Source organism: Erythrobacter sanguineus (assembly GCF_900143235.1).
In the GTDB taxonomy this organism is placed as follows: domain Bacteria; phylum Pseudomonadota; class Alphaproteobacteria; order Sphingomonadales; family Sphingomonadaceae; genus Erythrobacter; species Erythrobacter sanguineus.
This window is the reverse complement of sequence record NZ_FRDF01000007.1, coordinates 51,563-68,441: the sequence shown is the minus strand read 5'-3', so window position 1 is coordinate 68,441 and position 16,879 is coordinate 51,563. Positions and strand designations below refer to the sequence as shown.

Sequence of the window (16,879 nt, the reverse complement as noted above, 5' to 3'; positions counted from 1 at the left end):
TCCTGCGCGCCGCCTGCTACGCTCCCCGCTGGCGACGCGGCAGAGGGGATGAACATGATGCGCGATCTGGTGCCCGATCTGGTGGTGGTCGATATTGGCGGCACCCATGCCCGCTTTGCGATTGCCACGCTGGGCGCGGACGGGGCGATCACGCTGGACGAACCGGAAACGCTCCACACCGCCGATCACGCCAGTTTCCAGACCGCATGGGAAGCCTTCCGCAGCCGCAAGGGCGGCACCCTGCCTGCCGCTGTCAGCATGGCGATTGCAGGGCCGGTCGGCAGCCCTGGCAATCCCAATCCGGTGATCCGCTTCACCAACAACCCGTGGATCATCCGCCCCGCGCTGATCCCGGAAAAGCTGGGCGTGGAACGCTATACCATCGTCAATGATTTTGCCGCGGTCGCCCATGCGGTCGCGCGCGCGGATGATGACCAGTTCCTTGATCTGGCCGGCCCGGACAAGCCATTGGGCCGGGATGGCACGATCAGCGTGCTTGGCCCCGGCACCGGGCTGGGTGTGGCGCATCTGTGGCGATCGGGCAGGCAGTACCGGGTGCAGGCGACCGAGGGCGGGCATATCGACTTTGCCCCGCTCGACATCATCGAGGACGCGATCCTTGCGCGGCTGCGCAGCCGCCACAACCGCGTTTCGGTTGAACGGGTGGTGGCCGGGCCCGGCATTGTCGATATCTATCAGGCGCTGGCCGCGCTCGAACAGCGCAGCGTGCCCGAATGCGATGCGATCGACATCTGGACCCGCGGCACCAGCGGCGAAGACAGTCTTGCGGCGGCGGCGGTGGATCGGTTCTGCCTGTCGCTGGGATCGGTTGCGGGCGATATTGCGCTGGCGCAGGGCGGCTTTGCCGGCGTGGTGATCGCAGGCGGTCTGGGCTACCGCATCCGCGAAACGCTGCGCGCCTCGGGCTTTGCCGAAAGGTTCCGCGCCAAGGGGCGGTTTGAAAGCCTGATGGCGGGCATTCCGGTCAAGCTGATCATCCACCCGCAACCCGGCCTGTTCGGCGCGGCAGCGGCCTTCGCTGCCGAGCATGGGGAAGCCTTGTGAAGACCATCGCCGCTCTCGAAGCCCGGCTGGGCGCCCTGCACGAACGCACCCGCGAAACGCCGCTGTTCAACCCGGTGTTCCAATTGTCGCTCGACCTTTCGCGCGCGCTGGAGGGGGGTGAGATCAGCCTTGATGACATGGCCGCGCTGGTCGCCCAGCTCGAATGTGAAGGGCTGAACAATCGCGCTGGCAAGCTGCGCAAGCTGCTCGCGCCGCCAGCCGACGAGCCCGGCGCGCTGGCGGGCGACCAAACCGATTTCGAGGCGTTCCGCGAACAGTGGGAGCGCCCGCAGCTCCACGCGGTGTTCACCGCCCATCCGACCTTTCTGCTGGCACCCGGACAGACGGCCGCCGTGGCTGAAGCGGCCTCGGCAACAGCCACGATCGACAAGACGCGCTGCGCCGCCCCGCCCGCGCGAGAGCCGGTCACGCTTGCCTACGAACACAGCGAGGCGATGGCCGCGATGGCGCGGGCGCAGGATGCGCGCGATGCGATTGTCGCGCGCCTGCTTGACGAAGCCCGCAGCCGCTGGCCGGGCAACTGGCAGTCCTTCCGCCCGCTGCCGTTCCGCTTTGCCAGCTGGGTCGGCTATGACATGGACGGGCGCACCGATATTGGCTGGCACACCTCGATCGCCTTCCGCCTGTTGGAAAAGGCAGCGCGGCTGGCGCGCTACACCGCCAGCCTCGAAGGGTTCGATCCGGCCCACCCGCTGCTCGACACGCTGCGCCCGGCGACCGCTTTTGCGCAGGCGCGCGCGCAGGATTTCGCGCAAGACCTGTCCGGTGCCGAGGCGCTGGCCGCTGCTGCCAACCGCCTGACCGATCATAGCCCCGACAACCTGCTTTCGCTCAAGCCGCTGATCGCCGCGCTTGAGACCGAGGCCGAAGCTGCCGCCCCGGATCGAGCCACCCTGCTGCTCACGCTTGCCGCGGCGATGCGGGCCGATGGGCTGGGGATGGGCTGGATCCATTTCCGGGTGAACGCCAAGCAGCTCCACAACGCCATCCGCCGCCGCCTGCCCGAAGGCGAGGTGATCGATCTGGCCAGCAAGGGCGCGCTCGCCACCTTGCGCCGCATGGTCGAGGATACGCGGCCCTTGCGCACCAATTTCGCCGCGCTGGCGACCGAAAGTTCGACCGCGATCCGCCAGTTCATCGCGATGGCGCAGATCATCAGGCATATTGATGCCGACGCCCCGATCCGGATGCTGGTGGCCGAATGCGAACAGCCCGCCACGGTGCTGGCCGCGCTTTATTTCGCGCGGTTGTTCGGGGTGGAAGGCAAGGTCGATGTCTCGCCGCTGTTCGAGACCGAGACCGCGCTGGAACACGGCGGGCGGTTTCTCGATGCGCTGCTGGCTGAACCGGCCTATCGCGATTACGCGCGCAAACGCGGCCGGGTGGCGATCCAGACCGGGTTTTCCGATGCCGGGCGGTTCGTCGGCCAGATCCCGGCGAGCCTCGCGATCGAACGGCTGCAAGGCCGCCTTGCCGAAGCCATGGCTGCCAATGGCCTGTCGGATGTCGCCGCGCTGGTGTTCAACACGCACGGCGAAAGCATGGGCCGCGGCGCGCATCCGGCGTCTTTGCGCGACCGTTTGGAATGGCCGCTGTCACCCTGGGCGCGGCGGCGGTTTGCCCGGGCCGGCATCCGGCTGGAACCCGAGGTCAGCTTTCAGGGCGGCGATGGCTACCTGTTCTTCGCGCGCCCAGAACTGGCGCTGGCCACGCTGACCCGTATCGCCGATCTGCGCCCCGCCGAAACCGACCTGACGGCGCCCGCCGATCCGTTCTACCACCGCACCGATATCAGCCTCGATTTCTATCGCGCGATCAAGGAATATCAGGGCGATTTCCTGGCCAGCCGCACCTATTCACGGGCTGTGACCGCGTTCGGCCTCGGCCTGCTCAACCCCACCGGCAGCCGCGTTTCGCGCCGCCAATCGGACATCAACGCCGACCGCGAGATGAGCCTGCGCCAGATCCGGGCGATTCCGCACAATGCGATCCTCCAGCAGCTGGGCTATCCGGTCAATGTCATCGCCGGGATCGGCAGCGCCGCCGACAGCAACCGCGAGGAAATCGCCGCCTTGCTGGTCGAAAGCCCGCGCGGGCGGCAGATCCTGCGACTTGCCCTCACCGCCAATGCGGTGGCCAGCATCAAGACCGTGGCGGCCTTTGGCGAGCTGTTCAATTCAGCCTACTGGGCCAGCCGCACCTATCGCGGGACAGAAGATCACCTTGCGGCAAGCTGCGCCGCGCTGGCCGAATATCTCGTCGGCGATGATCGCACCGGCGTGTTCCGCCGCCTCGCCTCGCGGCTCAGGATCGATGCGCTCAAGTTCCACCGCTTGACCGACCTCTTGCCCGAGGATGGCCCGGCAGGCGACCGCGAGGCGGTGCGCCGCCGGATCGGCGTGCTGCAGGCGCTGCGGCTGGCGCTGCTGCAACACATGTTCCTGAAGGTGGTGTCCGCCCCGGCCTTCAGCCGCGCCAACGACATCAGCCGCCGCGACGTGATCGAGATGGTGCTGACCTTGCGGGTGGACGAGGCGCTGGCCCAGTTGCGCCGCGCCTTTCCGGTGCGGGTGCCCGGCCCGCGCGACTTCCCGCTCGACGAGGCAAGCGATTACCCCGATGGCGGCGAGGAAGGCTACGGCGCGATCGAGCGTGACTTCATGACGCCAATCGCGCGCGCGAATGATCTGTCGCTGCGGATCAGCACCGCCATCGCCAACGAATTCGGCGCGCACGGGTAATCCCGATCCTCCCCACGCGCGCCGACAAAGAACTGGTCGGTCGCGCAGCGACCGCAAGGCCGGAGTCGAAGCCGAAGGCGCAGACGTGCGAAGCACACCTGCATGGCCGCACGCAGCGACGCGGCCTTAAGGCCGCATGAGCGAGGATTTCGCACGCCGGAGGGCGTGCGGAACACGATCAACGCGCCGTACTGCCCCGCCTGATCAGCGACACCGGCACGCGCTTGCGGGGCTTGGCATCGCCGCCTTCCAGCACCGCTTCGACCAGCGCCACCCCGGCCTCGGCCGGATCGGGGGCAATCGTGGTGAGCGGCGGACGGCTGAACCGGCCGGCCACCAGATCATCGAAACCCATCACGCCGACCGCATCTGGCACGGCGATATCGGCGGCGGCAAAGGCCTCGATCGCGCCCAGCGCCATGGCGTCGCAGGCGGCGAACACCGCGTCGACATCCTCGCCGCGCTCGATCAACCGGCGGGCGGCGCGGCGGCCTTCCTCCTCACGGGTGGGGGCGTTGACCGTGGGGGCAAGGCACGGCTTCAGCCCGGCAGCGCGCATCGCTTCGGCATAGCCTTCATAACGTTCGGTGAACTGCACCTGCGGGGTGCCGAGCGCGCCGAGGAAACACGGGCGGCGATATCCGGCGGCCAGCAGATGTTCGACCGCCAGGCGGCCCGCCGCGCGGTTGTCCGACCGCACCCATTCGAGCTCGTCAAAGGGCGATCCCCAATAGGCGACCTTGCGGCTGTCGCTTTCCAGCCCGCGGAAATATTCCCACGCCTGACCATTGGTGGTGGTGCCGATCACCACCAGCCCATCGGCGCGGCCCTGTTCCTGATAGTGGCCGAAGAAATCATCCGCCCGCGCCTGAAACGACACCAGCGTTTCAAACCCGCGTTGCGATGCCGCAACGCACACGCTGCCCAGCAGGGCATAGGCGAAGGGGTTGATGCTGGAGGCGCTGTCACCTTCGCGGCAGATCACCACCACCGCCAGCGTGCCGGTCGATCCGCGCCGCAGCCGCGCGGCGCGTTCATCGACGAAATAGCCCAGCGCCTCGGCCGCCTCCACCACCTTGCGCCGGGTGGATTCGGCAATCGCGGGAGAGCCGGACAGAGCACGGCTGACGGTCGGCTGGCTGACACCGGCCCGCTCCGCCACATCGAACGATGTCGGCCGTCTGCGTGATCCCCCGTTCATGGCGTTTTCTCTAGGGCCTGTTGTTATTCCCGCGCAAGCGCGCGCATCTATTCGATGTGCATTCCTATTCGCACTGGAATCTTGCAAATCAATCGCGCATTGCTGCACAAGCGGCGTCTTGTGAACGTTCGCAATGGGGAGAGAGAGCATGGCGATAGCACCCGGTCTGGCGACCAGCACCGATCCTTATCCGGTCGAGGATGACGGCCCGCAGGTCGATGCGCCGGGTCTGAATTACTTCGTGTTCGCGCTGTTCTTCATCTTCGGCGGGATCACATCGCTGAATGATGTCATCATCCCCAAGCTGAAAGAACTGTTCACGCTGAGCTTTTTTGAGGCGAGTCTGGTGCAGTTCTGGTTCTTCATCGCCTATGCCGTGGTCGGCATCCCCGGTGCGCGGCTGGTCAAGAGGTTGGGCTACATGCGCGGCGCGGTGGCGGGGCTGCTGGCGATGATGGCAGGCTGCCTGCTGTTCATTCCGGCCAGCCAGACCGCGCTGTTCCCGATGTTCCTGCTGGCCTATTTCATCCTCGCGACCGGCGTGGTGCTGGTGCAGATCGTCGCCAACCCGCTGATCAGCCTGCTCGGGCCGCAGCGCACCACCCACAGCCGATTGACTTTCGCGCAGGCGTTCAATTCGCTCGGCACCACGATCTTCCCCTATTTTGGCGCAGTGCTGATCCTTGGCGGTCTGGCGACGGTTTCGGCTGATCAATTATCGGGCGTCCAGCTTGCGGCCTATCGCACGGCGGAAAGCCAGGCGATCGTGAACGGCTATCTGGGCCTTGCCACCGCGCTGGCCATTGTTGCGGGCGTGGTCTGGCTGTTCCGCAACCGGCTGAAAGGCGAAAAGCACGAACAGACCAGCCTTGCAGACGGGCTTGCGCTGCTGAAGCGCCCGCGGTTTGGCTACGGCGCTGCGTGCATCTTCCTGTATGTTGGTGCGGAAGTCGCAATCGGCACCTTCATCGTCAACTACCTGATGCAGGCGCAGGTGCTGAACCTGCCGGAACAGGATGCGGGCAAGCTGATCTCGCTGTACTGGGGCGGCGCGCTGGTGGGGCGCTTTATCGGCTCGGCGGTGCTGCGCATGGTCAGCCCCGGTCTGCTGCTGGCAACCGTTGCGGCAGGCGCGATCTCGCTGCTCGCCATTTCGGCCAACGCGACCGGCACGATTGCAGGCTATTCGCTGCTCGCGGTCGGCCTGATGAACGCGATCATGTTTCCGACCATCTTCAGCCTCGCCTGCGAAAAGCTCGGCCCGCGCGCGGCGGACGGATCGGGGATCATCAACGTCGCGATCTGCGGCGGCGCGATCATCCCGCCGATGTTTGGCGCGCTCGCCGATGCCACCAGCCTTGCCTTTGCGCTGGTGCTTCCGGCGGCATGTTATGCCATTATCGCCGGGTTCGGGATCTTCGCGCGCCGCCCTGCCTGAGCGCGAAGCCCTGAATAAGTATGCGCGAGGCTGGCAGGCAGGCGCTTGCCAGCCTAGTTAGGCGCCATTCGAAAGGGGCTGTTTTCGCATGAGCTTCACTGCCGATCGCCTGCTGCTGTTCGGAGCCACCGGCGACCTTGCCCAAAGGATGCTGCTGCCGAGCCTGTTCGCGCTTGATGCCGACGGGCTGCTTGGCCCCGATCTCAAGATCATCGGCACCGCCCGCAGCGACATGAGCGACAGCGAATATCGCAACTTCGCACGGGCCGCGCTGGAAAAATACCTTCCTGCCGAACGGCGCGGGCGGATGGCGGAGTTCCTCAACCGCCTCTCCTACCAATCGCTCGATGCGACCACGCTTGAAGGCTATGATGCGCTGGCCGCCAAGGTCGGCACGCCAAGCCAAGGCCTCGCGATCTTCCTGTCAACCGCGCCAAGCCTGTTCGGCCCGACCATCAAGGGCCTGCAATCGGCGGGCCTGACGGGCGAGAACGTGCGGATGTGCCTGGAAAAACCGCTCGGCACCGATCTGGCCTCAAGCTGCGAGATCAATGATGCGGTGGCAGGGGCCTTTCCCGAACACCGGATTTTCCGGATCGACCACTATCTCGGCAAGGAGACGGTGCAGAACCTGCTGGCGCTGCGCTTTGCCAACCTGATGTTCGAACCGCTGTGGAACGCGGCGCATATTGATCACGTCCAGATCACCGTGGCGGAAACCGTCGGCCTTGAAGGGCGGGTCGCGTTCTATGACGATGCGGGCGCGGTCCGCGACATGGTGCAGAACCATATGCTGCAACTGCTCGCGCTGGTCGCGATGGAGCCGCCTGCGCATTTCGATGCGACCGCGGTGCGCGATGAAAAGGTCAAGGTGCTGCGCGCGCTGCGGCCGGTCGTCGCGGGCGAAACCGTGACCGGCCAGTATCGTGCGGGCGCGATTCAGGGACAGGCCGTGCCGGGCTATGACGAGGAGTTGGGCAAGGAGAGCGACACCGAAACCTTCGTCGCGATCAAGGCCCATGTCGATAACTGGCGCTGGAAGGGCGTGCCGTTCTACCTCAGAACCGGCAAGCGACTGCCCAAGCGCGTGACCGAAATCATCATCCAGTTTGCCTGCGTGCCGCATTCCATCTTCGCCGGAAAAGGCGCGACGATGCAGCCCAACCGGCTGGTGATCGGCATCCAGCCCGAAGAAAACATCACCCTGTCGCTGATGGCCAAGGTGCCGGGGCTGGACCGCGAGGGCATCCGCTTGCGCCAGGTGCCGCTCAACATCGCGATGCAGGACGCCTTCAGCGGCGCGGTGCGGCGGATTGCCTATGAACGCCTGCTGCTCGATCTGGTAGAAGGCGACCAGACGCTGTTCGTGCGGCGTGACGAGGTCGAGGCGCAATGGGAATGGGTCGATGCGATCCGCGCCGGGTGGGCGGCAGAAGGCCTGACCCCCAAGACCTATACCGCCGGAAGCTGGGGGCCTTCTGCGGCCATCGCGCTGGCCGAACGCGACGGAGTAACGTGGCATGAGTAAGCCCCTTCACGACACCCTGCACCGCGTCACCCGGCGCGTGATCGAAAATTCCAGGGCCAGCCGCGCCGCCTATCTCGACCTGATCGCCCGCGAAGGCGACAATATGGGCGAACGCAGCGCCGTGTCGTGCTCCAACCTCGCCCACGCCTATGCCGGAGCGGTGGAGGATCAGGCCGCGCTGGTGGCAGGCAAGGGCGCGAATATCGGCATCGTCACCGCCTATAATGACATGCTCTCCGCGCATCAGCCCTATGGTCGTTACCCGGATCGGCTGAAGATCTACGCCCGCGAAATCGGCGCCACCGCGCAGGTCGCAGGCGGCACCCCGGCGATGTGCGACGGGGTGACGCAGGGCGAGACGGGGATGGAGCTGTCGCTGTTCAGCCGCGATGTCATCGCGCTGTCGGCGGCGGTCGGATTGAGCCATGCGATGTATGATGGCGCGCTGATGCTGGGCATCTGCGACAAGATCGTGCCCGGATTGCTGATGGGGGCGCTCAGGTTTGGCCATCTGCCGACGATCTTCGTGCCATCTGGCCCGATGCCGACGGGTATCCCGAACAAGGAAAAGCAGCGCGTCCGCCAGCTTTACGCCGAAGGCAAGGCGACTCGCGCCGAACTGCTCGCCAGCGAAATGGCGAGTTACCATTCGCCCGGCACCTGCACCTTTTTCGGCACGGCCAATTCCAACCAGATGATGATGGAGATGATGGGCCTGCACGTCCCCGGCAGCGCCTTCATCCAGCCGGGCACGCAGCTGCGGCAGGCGCTCGACCGTGAGGCGGTGCACCGCGTCGCCGCGCTGGGGCGCAAGGGTGACGACTATCGCCCGCTCGGCCTGTGCGTGGATGAAAAGGCGGTGATCAACGCCGCTGTCGGCCTGCTGGCGACCGGCGGATCGACCAACCACGCGATCCACCTGCCTGCCATGGCCCGCGCGGCAGGCGTGATTTTCGATTGGGATGACCTCAGCGAACTGTCCGGCGCGGTGCCGCTGATCGCGCAGGTCTATCCCAATGGTTCGGGCGATGTGAACCAGTTTCACGCGGCGGGCGGCATGGGCTATGTCATCGGCGAATTGATTGGCGCCGGTCTGGCCCATCCCGACATTCTGACCGTCGGACGCGGAGACTTCTCCGATTACGCCCGCGAGCCGGGGCTGGACGGTGAGGAACTGGTGTGGCGCGAAGTGGGTGCGAGCATGGACGACACCATGCTGCGCCCCGTCACCAACCCGTTCCGGCCCGATGGCGGCATGCGGCTGCTGACGGGCAATCTCGGGCGGGCGTGCTTCAAGACCTCGGCAGTGGACGAAAGCCGCTGGACGATCGAAGCGCCGTGCCGCGTGTTCGAAGATCAGCCCTCGGTCGCCGCCGCCTTCAAGGCGGGCGAGCTTGACCGCGATGTGGTGGTCGTCGTCCGCTTTCAGGGCCCGCGCGCCAACGGGATGCCGGAACTCCACAAGCTCACCCCGCCGCTGGGCGTGTTGCAGGATCGCGGGTTCAAGGTCGCGCTGGTCACCGACGGGCGCATGTCGGGAGCATCTGGCAAGGTGCCCAACGCGATCCATTGCACGCCCGAAGCGCTTGGCGGCGGCCCGCTCGCGCGGCTGCGCGATGGCGATATGGTCAAGGTCTGCGCGGTGACGGGCGCGCTTTCGACCACCGCCGATCTTGCCAGCCGCGAACCTGCGCCCGACCCGCGCGGCGAACCCGGCACCGGGCGCGAATTGTTCGGGATGCTGCGCCACTTCGCCGACGGGGCTGAACAAGGCGCAAGCGCGATGCTCGCCACCGGAGGAATGTGACAATGAACATCGACGCCATCATGCGCACCGCCCCGGTGATCCCGGTGATCGTGATCGAGGATGCGGCCCACGCCGTTCCGCTGGCAGAGGCGCTGGTGGCGGGGGGATTGCGCGTGCTCGAAGTCACCTTGCGCACCCCTGCCGCCCTGCCCGCGATTGCCGCGATGAAGCAGGTCGAGGGCGCTATCGTCGGCGCAGGCACTGTCACCAACCCGGCAGAGCTGGACGCGGCGCTGGCGGCGGGGAGCGAATTCATCGTCTCCCCCGGTCTGACCGAACCCTTGGGCAAGGCGGCGATTGCGGCGGGCGTGCCGTTCCTGCCGGGCATCGCCAATGCAGGCGACATCATGCGCGGGCTGGATCTGGGGCTTGACCGGTTCAAGTTCTTCCCGGCGATGGCAGCAGGCGGCCTTCCGGCGTTGAAGGCGCTGGCCGCGCCCTTCGGCAGCGTCCGCTTCTGCCCCACCGGCGGGATCAGCCTTGAAAACGCGCCCGAATGGCTCGCCTTCGATCCCGTCCTGTGCGTTGGCGGCAGCTGGGTTTCGCCCAAGGGCGCGCCCGACAAGGCGGTGATCGAACAGCTCGCGCGCGAGGCCTGCGCCCTGCGCTAGCTTTCCTACTCGCCAAGGCGCTGGCATGGTCGCCCGGATGACGTGCCGCAATCGCCCTTCTCGATCCTTCGCACGGGTCCTGAGTGACGGCGGATTTTTTCGTTCCTGGACTGTGTAACATGTGTCTCCAACACGCCGTCCGGGCGCGGCGTTCGTACCGGCTTCGAGCCCGGCGCGCGGATGCCGATGATGATGCGCGGTTTGGCCAGCCCAAATCGGACTGCCGCCAGCATTCCCGTGGCGGCGGCTCAATCCGCCGTCAAAAGCGCCAGCATGGCAAAGCTCGCCAGCCAGTGTTCGCCCATATAATCGCCCGCCACATGCGGCAGCGCGGCGGCGAGATGTTCCCCGGCCCGATCGTGCAGCAATTGCCGCGCCGCCGGATCCTTCAACGCCGAAGCACAGCCGGTGAGGCACCATGCGCGGCTGAGGTTCAGCCCGTCGAGATGGGCGATCTTGCCATCGCTGCGATCCGACACGGTAACCGGGCGGCACTCGCGTTCCAGCCAGCCGTTCTCCAGCACCAGCGCCGCGAACCAAGGGCGGAATTCCTGAGCAGGCATGATCCGGCGCATCAGCAAAGCGGCGGTGAGAACGGGGGACAGGAACTCGTCGCCCCCCGGTTCCCATCCGGCATAGTGGCGGCGCGCAGCGAAGACGCGCACCGCCCAATCATCGATGGCGGCGAACAGCGCCGGATCGTGCCTCTCGGCCCAATCACGCGCAAGGATCAGTGCGAAAGCCGTATTGAAATGGGTGCCGACAGTGATCGGATAGGTCAGCACGGCAAGGTAATCGCACAGCCTTGCGGCAAAGGCCCGCGCCAGCGGCTCGATCCGCGCGCCCCATTGGCGGTCTTGGTGCCGCCCGGCCTCAAGCTGCAGGTACAAAAGCCATGCCCAGCCATAGGGCCGTTCGAACCCGCGCGCGGTCGGCCGGTCGAGATAGGCCAGTTCGACCGCCAGCTTGGCCTCGGTAAAGGTTTCGTCCGCCAGTGCCGCAATCTGCGCAGCCTCGGGCATGGCGGGATACAGACGCAGCAATGTCAGCAGCGTCCACCAGCCATGCACGCAGCTGTGCCAGTCATAGCTGCCGAAGAACGCCGGATGCGCCGTGCGCGGGGGCCGCACATCGGCCTCGCTCTCGAACACGTGATCGTCCTTGTAAGGATAGGGCCGCGCCACATGGCCCAGCGCGATGCGCGCAAAATTGCGGGCGATATCCTCGGTCAGTTCCACAACAGGAAGGCTCCGACATAGATGATGACAATGTTGCATAGCAGCAGCGGGATCGCGGTGCCGATCTGCTGGCGGATCACCGCGTTCTGATCTTTCAGTTCCAGCAACGCAGCAGGCACGATGTTGAAATTCGCCGCCATCGGGGTCAGCAGCGTGCCGCAAAAGCCCGCCAGCATGCCGACGGCACCGATCACCGCCGGATTGCCGCCATAGGTTTCCACCAGCAGCGGAATGCCGATCGCCGCCGCCATCACCGGGAAGGCGGCAAAGGCATTGCCCATGATGATCGTGAACAGCGCCATGCCCAGCGCGAAGACCACCACCGTCAGGAATATGCTGCCTTGCGGGATCACCCCGCCCGCCAGCCCGCCGATGATATCGCCGACCCCGGCCAGCGCGAACACCGCCCCCAGCGCCGCCAGCATCTGCGGCAGGATCGCCGCCCAACCGATGGAATCGATCAGCCGCCGCCCTTCCTCGGCCGGTGCGAGCAGCGGCGGGCGCAGCCACGCCATCCCCGCCGCCAGCGCCAGCAGCACCCCGATGCCGAACAGGATCAGCGTTTCGCGCCGGGCCTCGAACAGGCCGGTCTGCTCCAGCGGGGTGTAGTTATACAGCAGCGTCCCGGCGACCGCCGTCACCGGCACGATCAGCGCAGGCGCGAACAGGCGGTTGCCGAGCCGGGCGGAATAATCGCTGCGTTCTTCGGGCGTGGTGGTGGCGGGCGCGCTGCGTTTGATCGCGCCTGTCCCCGCGATGGCCACAAGCGCCAGCACCAGCACCCCGTTGGCGAAATCGGACAGGTGGCTGCCGAGGAAAAAGCTCGCCGCCAGCACGCCCCAGAAGGCGGAATTGCCGATCCGTCCGTCGCGCAGGGACAGCACCGCCCAGCCCGCGAAGAAGGCTCCCGCAAGCCAGTAGAGCCATTCATAGGTGATCATGCCCGCGTGCTCCGCCGTCTTTGGCCCAGCCCGCGGTCCAGCGCGGTGATCCGCCAGCCATGGATGATGAAGGCACAGATCGCGGTCGGGATCGCCCAGACTGACAATTGCAGCGGCGTGAGCGGATAGCCTGCGCTTTCGAACACGCCCTGGATCAGCAGGATCGAGGCGATGGCGAAGAAGATGTCCTCGCCAAAGAACAGCCCGACATTGTCGGTCGCTGCCGCCATCGCCTTGACCTGTTCACGCTCGTCCTCGGCAAGGCTCCCATGCGATTTCTCCGCCGCAGCCTCGGCCATCGGCGCGACCAGCGGGCGCACCGCCTGCGGGTGGCCGCCGATATCCTTCATGCCGAGCGCGGCGGTGATCTGGCGAAAGCCGAGATAGATCACCAGCAGCTTGCCCATGGTCGCCCCGCGTACGCCTTCGATCACCGCGCGGGCGCGCTGTTGCAGGCCATAACGTTCGAGCAGGCCGATCACCGGCAGGATGATCCAGGTGACTGAGATATAGCGGTTGTCGTTGAACGCCTTGCCGAGCGCCTCGACCACTTGGGCGGGGTCAAGCCCCGCCAGCAACCCCGTCGCTACCGCCGCGCCGACCACCACCAGCAGCGGATTGAAGCGCAGGGCAAAGCCGATCACGACCAGCGCGATCCCCATCAGCGGCCAGTAATTCATCTAATTCTTCTCCCCGAAACCGCCGCCGCCGGGCGTCAGGATCACGAAGGCATCGCCCGGCTGCATCAGCGCCGATCCGGTCGCGCCCAGTTCCTCGATGCTACGATCGACGCGCTCGACCCAGTTGCGCCCCGGCGATGCATCCCCGCCGCTGCCAATGCCGCGCGGCGCGATCCGGCGACGATTGGCGAGGATATTGGCGCGCATTGGCTCGAGGAAGGTCACCCGCCGCACCACCCCGTCGCCGCCGTAGTGCCGCCCCGCGCCCCCCGAACCGCGCCGGATGGCGAATTCCTCCAGCCGCACCGGCAGCCGGGTTTCGAGAATTTCGGGATCGGTCAGGCGCGAATTGGTCATGTGGGTCTGCACCGCGCTGGTGCCGTCATGATCAGGCCCCGCGCCAGAGCCGCCGCAGATCGTCTCGTAATATTGGTGGGCCTCATTGCCGAACGTGAAATTGTTCATCGTCCCCTGCGACGGCGCAAGCCTGCCGGTCGCAGCGAACAGCGCGTCGGTGACGACCTGACTGGTCTCGACATTGCCCGCCACCACCGCCGCGCCGGGCCGGGGGTTCAGCATGGATCCTTCGGGCACGATCAGCGTGATGGGCCGCAAACACCCGGCATTCATCGGGATCGCATCGTCGATCAGTGTGCGCAGGACATAGAGCGCGGCGGCCCGCGTGATCGAGCGCGGGGCGTTGAAATTGTCGGGCAATTGGTCGCTGGTGCCGGTGAAATCGAACTCTGCCGAGCGGCTGGCGCGGTCGATCCTGATGGCGACTGTCACCACCGCGCCATTGTCCATCTCGTAGGAAAATTCGCCGTCCTCCAGCCGATCGAGCAGGCGGCGCACGCTTTCCTCGGCATTGGCGATGACGTGGCGCATATAGGCGGCGACCACCTCGGCGCCGTGTTCCTGCGCCGCTCCTGCCAGCAGCTCCGCCCCGCGGGTGCAGGCGGCGAGCTGGGCGCGCAGGTCGGACAGGTTGCGCCCCGGGTTGCGCGCCGGGTGCGGGCCTTGGCCAAGCACTTCGCGCAACCTCCCCTCGCAAAAGGTGCCTTCGTCCACCATCAGCAGATTGTCGATCAGCACGCCTTCATCGGCGATGGTGCGGCTTTCGGGCGGCATCGATCCGGGCGCGATCCCGCCGATATCGGCATGGTGTCCGCGCGCGGCGACGAAGGCGTCGGGTTCCTCCCCCTCATCGTCATAGAACACCGGCACGATTACGGTGATATCGGGCAGATGGGTGCCGCCGCGATAGGGATCGTTGAGGACATAGGCATCGCCGCGCCGGAAGCCCCTCCCGTCCCTTGCGTTTCCCCGCGCTTCGATCACCCTTGCGATGGAGTCCCCCATGCTGCCGAGATGCACCGGAATATGCGGCGCATTGGCGATCAGCGCGCCCGCCGCATCGAACAGCGCGCAGGAGAAATCCAGCCGTTCCTTGATGTTGACCGAGGTCGCGGTCGATTGCAGCACCACGCCCATTTCCTCAGCAATGGCCATGAACAGGTTGTTGAAGATTTCCAGCCGCACCGGATCGACTGCGGTTCCGACGGCAAGCTCGCGGCAAAGCGGCTCGGCGCGGGTCAGGATCAGGCTGCCTTCGTGCGCGAGCTGCGCCTGCCAGCCGGGCTCGACCACGGTGGTGGAACCGGGGTCGATGATCAGCACCGGGCCGGGATGGGCCTTGCTGTCGGCCATGGCGGCGCGGGCGATGGTGGGCCAGTGGCCCGAGGCCTCGCCCGAAATGTCCAGCGGATCGGCGGTGGCGGTGCCCAGCCCGCCCGCAGCGCCGCTTGCCTCGACGCTGAGCGCCTCGACGATGATTTCGGCGGCTGTATCGGAATAGCCGAACCGCTGGCGGTGGAGCGCGCGGAAGGCAGCGTCCATCGCTTGCCGCGCGTCGCAGGCAATCGTCAGCAGGCTGTCGCTCCCGGCAAAGCGCAGCCGGGCGCGGGCTTCGATGGTGATGGCATCCTCGGCGATGCCCTGTTCGGCCAGCACCGCCTGCGCCTCGGCCTCCAGCGCAGCGAGCGGTGCGGCGAAACTTTCCCCCAAGGGCTGCACCAGGCTGACCTCGCGGATCGCCTTGACCGGGGCGAGGCCGATCCCGAAGGCCGACAGCATCCCGGCCAGCGGATGCACCAGCACCGTTTCCATTCCCAGCGCATCGGCAACCTTACAGGCGTGCTGGCCCCCGGCCCCGCCAAAACAGGCGAGCGCATAGGCGGTGACATCATGCCCGCGCGCGACCGAGATCTTGCGGATCGCATTGGCCATGTTGTCGACCGCGATGGCGAGAAAGCCTTGCGCGATCTCCTCCAGCGGGCGTGGTTCGGGCAAGGCAGCGGCGACCGCCTCCAGCGCGGCGCGGGCAGCCATGGGGTCGAGGGCTGCGTCCCCTGCCGGGCCGAACACATGCGGGAAAAACGCCGGGTCGATCCGGCCGAGGAACAGGTTGCAATCGGTGATCGTCAGCGGCCCGCCCTTGCGGTAGCAGGCCGGCCCCGGATCGGCGCCCGCGCTTTCCGGCCCCACGCGAAAGCGCGCGCCGTCGAAGGAACAGATCGACCCGCCGCCCGCCGCCACGGTGTGGATCTGCATCATCGGCGCGGCCACCCGCACGCCTGCCACCACGCTGTCGCCGGTGAGTTCGCAAGCCCCTGCATAATGCGCGACATCGGTGCTGGTGCCGCCCATGTCGAAGCCGATCAACCTGTGGTGACCCAGCGGCGCAGCAGCCGCGACCATGCCGACCACCCCGCCCGCCGGGCCGGACAGGATCGCGTCCTTGCCGCGAAACGCACCGACCTCGGCCAGTCCGCCGTTCGACTGCATGAAGCGCAGCCGTGCGGCTTCGGGCAACTCCTTGCGCAAGGTGTCAGTATAGCGGCGCAAGACGGGCGAAAGGTAGGCATCGACCACTGTCGTGTCGCCACGAGGGATCAGGCGGATCAGGGGGGCGACCTCGTGGCTCGTGCTGACCTGCGCAAAGCCCACCGCCCGCGCCATCTCGGCCAGCGCGATTTCGTGGTCGCGGTATTTCCAGCCGTGCATCAGGACAATTGCCAGCGCATCGAAGTCTTCATCGCGCAGCGCGTCAAGGCTGGCCTGCGCCGCGTCCCGGTCGAGCGGCAGCAAGACTTCGCCGTCCACTCCGACCCGCTCGGCGATCTCGACCACTTTCGCCGGCAATTGTTCGGGCAGGACGATATGCCGGGCGAAGATTTCGGGCCGCGCCTGTGTGCCGATCCGCAAGGCATCGCCGAAGCCCCGCGTGATCAGCAGCGCCAGCCGCTCGCCCTTGCGTTCCAGCAGCGCGTTGGTGGCGACCGTGGTGCCGATCCTGAGCTCGGCAATCGGCGCTGTACCGTGCCGCGCCATCAGCCGCCGCACCGCCTCGCTCGTCGCGTCGGCATAATAGCCGGGGTTCTCGCTCAGCAGCTTGTCGGTGACGAGTTTGCCCTGCGGAGTCGTCGCCACGACATCGGTAAAGGTGCCGCCGCGATCGATCGCGAACCGCCATGCGCCGGGTTGTGCCATGCTCATGGCTGCGGGTTTCGTCCGCCGCTGGCGCGATTGCAAGCGCAGCCGGGGCG

Annotated in this window: 11 protein-coding genes; 6 read left to right on the top strand and 5 right to left on the bottom strand. The window is 66.8% G+C overall.

The window, feature by feature from the left end; genetic code table 11:
- The first annotated feature begins 48 nt into the window (after positions 1-48).
- Positions 49-1,065: a glucokinase gene (locus BUA05_RS07125; protein ID WP_425429515.1), complete on the top strand. Its 1,017-nt coding sequence runs from the start codon at positions 49-51 to the stop codon at positions 1,063-1,065.
- Entirely contained in the window at positions 1,062-3,827 is a 2,766-nt protein-coding gene (locus tag BUA05_RS07120) for a phosphoenolpyruvate carboxylase (RefSeq protein ID WP_072673975.1), read from the top strand. The genes BUA05_RS07125 and BUA05_RS07120 overlap by 4 nt, the downstream gene beginning before the upstream one ends.
- A gap of 178 nt (positions 3,828-4,005) precedes the next feature.
- Here the strand turns inward: BUA05_RS07120 and BUA05_RS07115 are convergent, their stop codons facing one another.
- Positions 4,006-5,028: a LacI family DNA-binding transcriptional regulator gene (locus tag BUA05_RS07115; RefSeq protein WP_084662511.1), complete on the bottom strand. Its 1,023-nt coding sequence runs from the start codon at positions 5,026-5,028 to the stop codon at positions 4,006-4,008.
- 148 nt (positions 5,029-5,176) lie between these two features.
- Here BUA05_RS07115 and BUA05_RS07110 point away from each other — a divergent pair, with 148 nt between their 5' ends.
- From BUA05_RS07110 to eda, 4 genes are all read left to right on the top strand, one after another.
- Positions 5,177-6,466: a sugar MFS transporter gene (locus BUA05_RS07110; protein ID WP_072673974.1), complete on the top strand. Its 1,290-nt coding sequence runs from the start codon at positions 5,177-5,179 to the stop codon at positions 6,464-6,466.
- Positions 6,467-6,554: 88 nt separating this feature from the next.
- The gene (zwf, locus tag BUA05_RS07105) at positions 6,555-7,994 is read left to right on the top strand and encodes a glucose-6-phosphate dehydrogenase (RefSeq protein WP_072673973.1); all 1,440 of its coding nucleotides are present in this window, start codon (positions 6,555-6,557) and stop codon (positions 7,992-7,994) included.
- Complete coding sequence (gene edd, locus BUA05_RS07100; protein ID WP_072673972.1) at positions 7,987-9,801, top strand: phosphogluconate dehydratase; 1,815 nt, start codon at positions 7,987-7,989, stop codon at positions 9,799-9,801. Before zwf ends, edd begins: the two co-directional genes overlap by 8 nt.
- A 2-nt stretch (positions 9,802-9,803) precedes the next feature.
- On the top strand, positions 9,804-10,412 hold the full coding sequence (gene eda / locus BUA05_RS07095; RefSeq protein WP_072673971.1) for a bifunctional 4-hydroxy-2-oxoglutarate aldolase/2-dehydro-3-deoxy-phosphogluconate aldolase: 609 nt from the start codon (positions 9,804-9,806) through the stop codon (positions 10,410-10,412).
- A 248-nt stretch (positions 10,413-10,660) separates the two neighbouring features.
- On the opposite strand, the gene BUA05_RS07090 is transcribed toward eda, so the two are convergent.
- The 4 genes from BUA05_RS07090 to BUA05_RS07075 are packed head-to-tail and all read right to left on the bottom strand — an operon-like array spanning position 10,661 to position 16,829.
- Entirely contained in the window at positions 10,661-11,650 is a 990-nt protein-coding gene (locus tag BUA05_RS07090; protein ID WP_245790123.1) for a DUF2891 domain-containing protein, read from the bottom strand.
- Positions 11,641-12,591 (bottom strand): DUF979 domain-containing protein, encoded by a 951-nt coding sequence (locus BUA05_RS07085; RefSeq protein ID WP_072673969.1) that lies wholly within the window; start codon positions 12,589-12,591, stop codon positions 11,641-11,643. The genes BUA05_RS07090 and BUA05_RS07085 overlap by 10 nt, the downstream gene beginning before the upstream one ends.
- Positions 12,588-13,271, bottom strand: coding sequence for a DUF969 domain-containing protein (locus BUA05_RS07080; RefSeq protein ID WP_072673968.1), 684 nt, complete (start codon positions 13,269-13,271; stop codon positions 12,588-12,590). The genes BUA05_RS07085 and BUA05_RS07080 overlap by 4 nt, the downstream gene beginning before the upstream one ends.
- Entirely contained in the window at positions 13,272-16,829 is a 3,558-nt protein-coding gene (locus tag BUA05_RS07075) for a hydantoinase B/oxoprolinase family protein (RefSeq protein ID WP_086616465.1), read from the bottom strand.
- Positions 16,830-16,879: the final 50 nt, after the last annotated feature.

Coding starts and splice junctions, on each gene's coding strand:
- BUA05_RS07110 (WP_072673974.1), top strand. CDS start 5,177: ATGGCGATAGCACCCGGTCTGGCGACCAGCACCGATCCTTATCCGGTC.
- eda (WP_072673971.1), top strand. CDS start 9,804: ATGAACATCGACGCCATCATGCGCACCGCCCCGGTGATCCCGGTGATC.
- BUA05_RS07075 (WP_086616465.1), bottom strand. CDS start 16,829: ATGAGCATGGCACAACCCGGCGCATGGCGGTTCGCGATCGATCGCGGC.
- zwf (WP_072673973.1), top strand. CDS start 6,555: ATGAGCTTCACTGCCGATCGCCTGCTGCTGTTCGGAGCCACCGGCGAC.
- edd (WP_072673972.1), top strand. CDS start 7,987: ATGAGTAAGCCCCTTCACGACACCCTGCACCGCGTCACCCGGCGCGTG.
- BUA05_RS07080 (WP_072673968.1), bottom strand. CDS start 13,271: ATGAATTACTGGCCGCTGATGGGGATCGCGCTGGTCGTGATCGGCTTT.
- BUA05_RS07115 (WP_084662511.1), bottom strand. CDS start 5,028: ATGAACGGGGGATCACGCAGACGGCCGACATCGTTCGATGTGGCGGAG.
- BUA05_RS07125 (WP_425429515.1), top strand. CDS start 49: ATGAACATGATGCGCGATCTGGTGCCCGATCTGGTGGTGGTCGATATT.
- BUA05_RS07085 (WP_072673969.1), bottom strand. CDS start 12,591: ATGATCACCTATGAATGGCTCTACTGGCTTGCGGGAGCCTTCTTCGCG.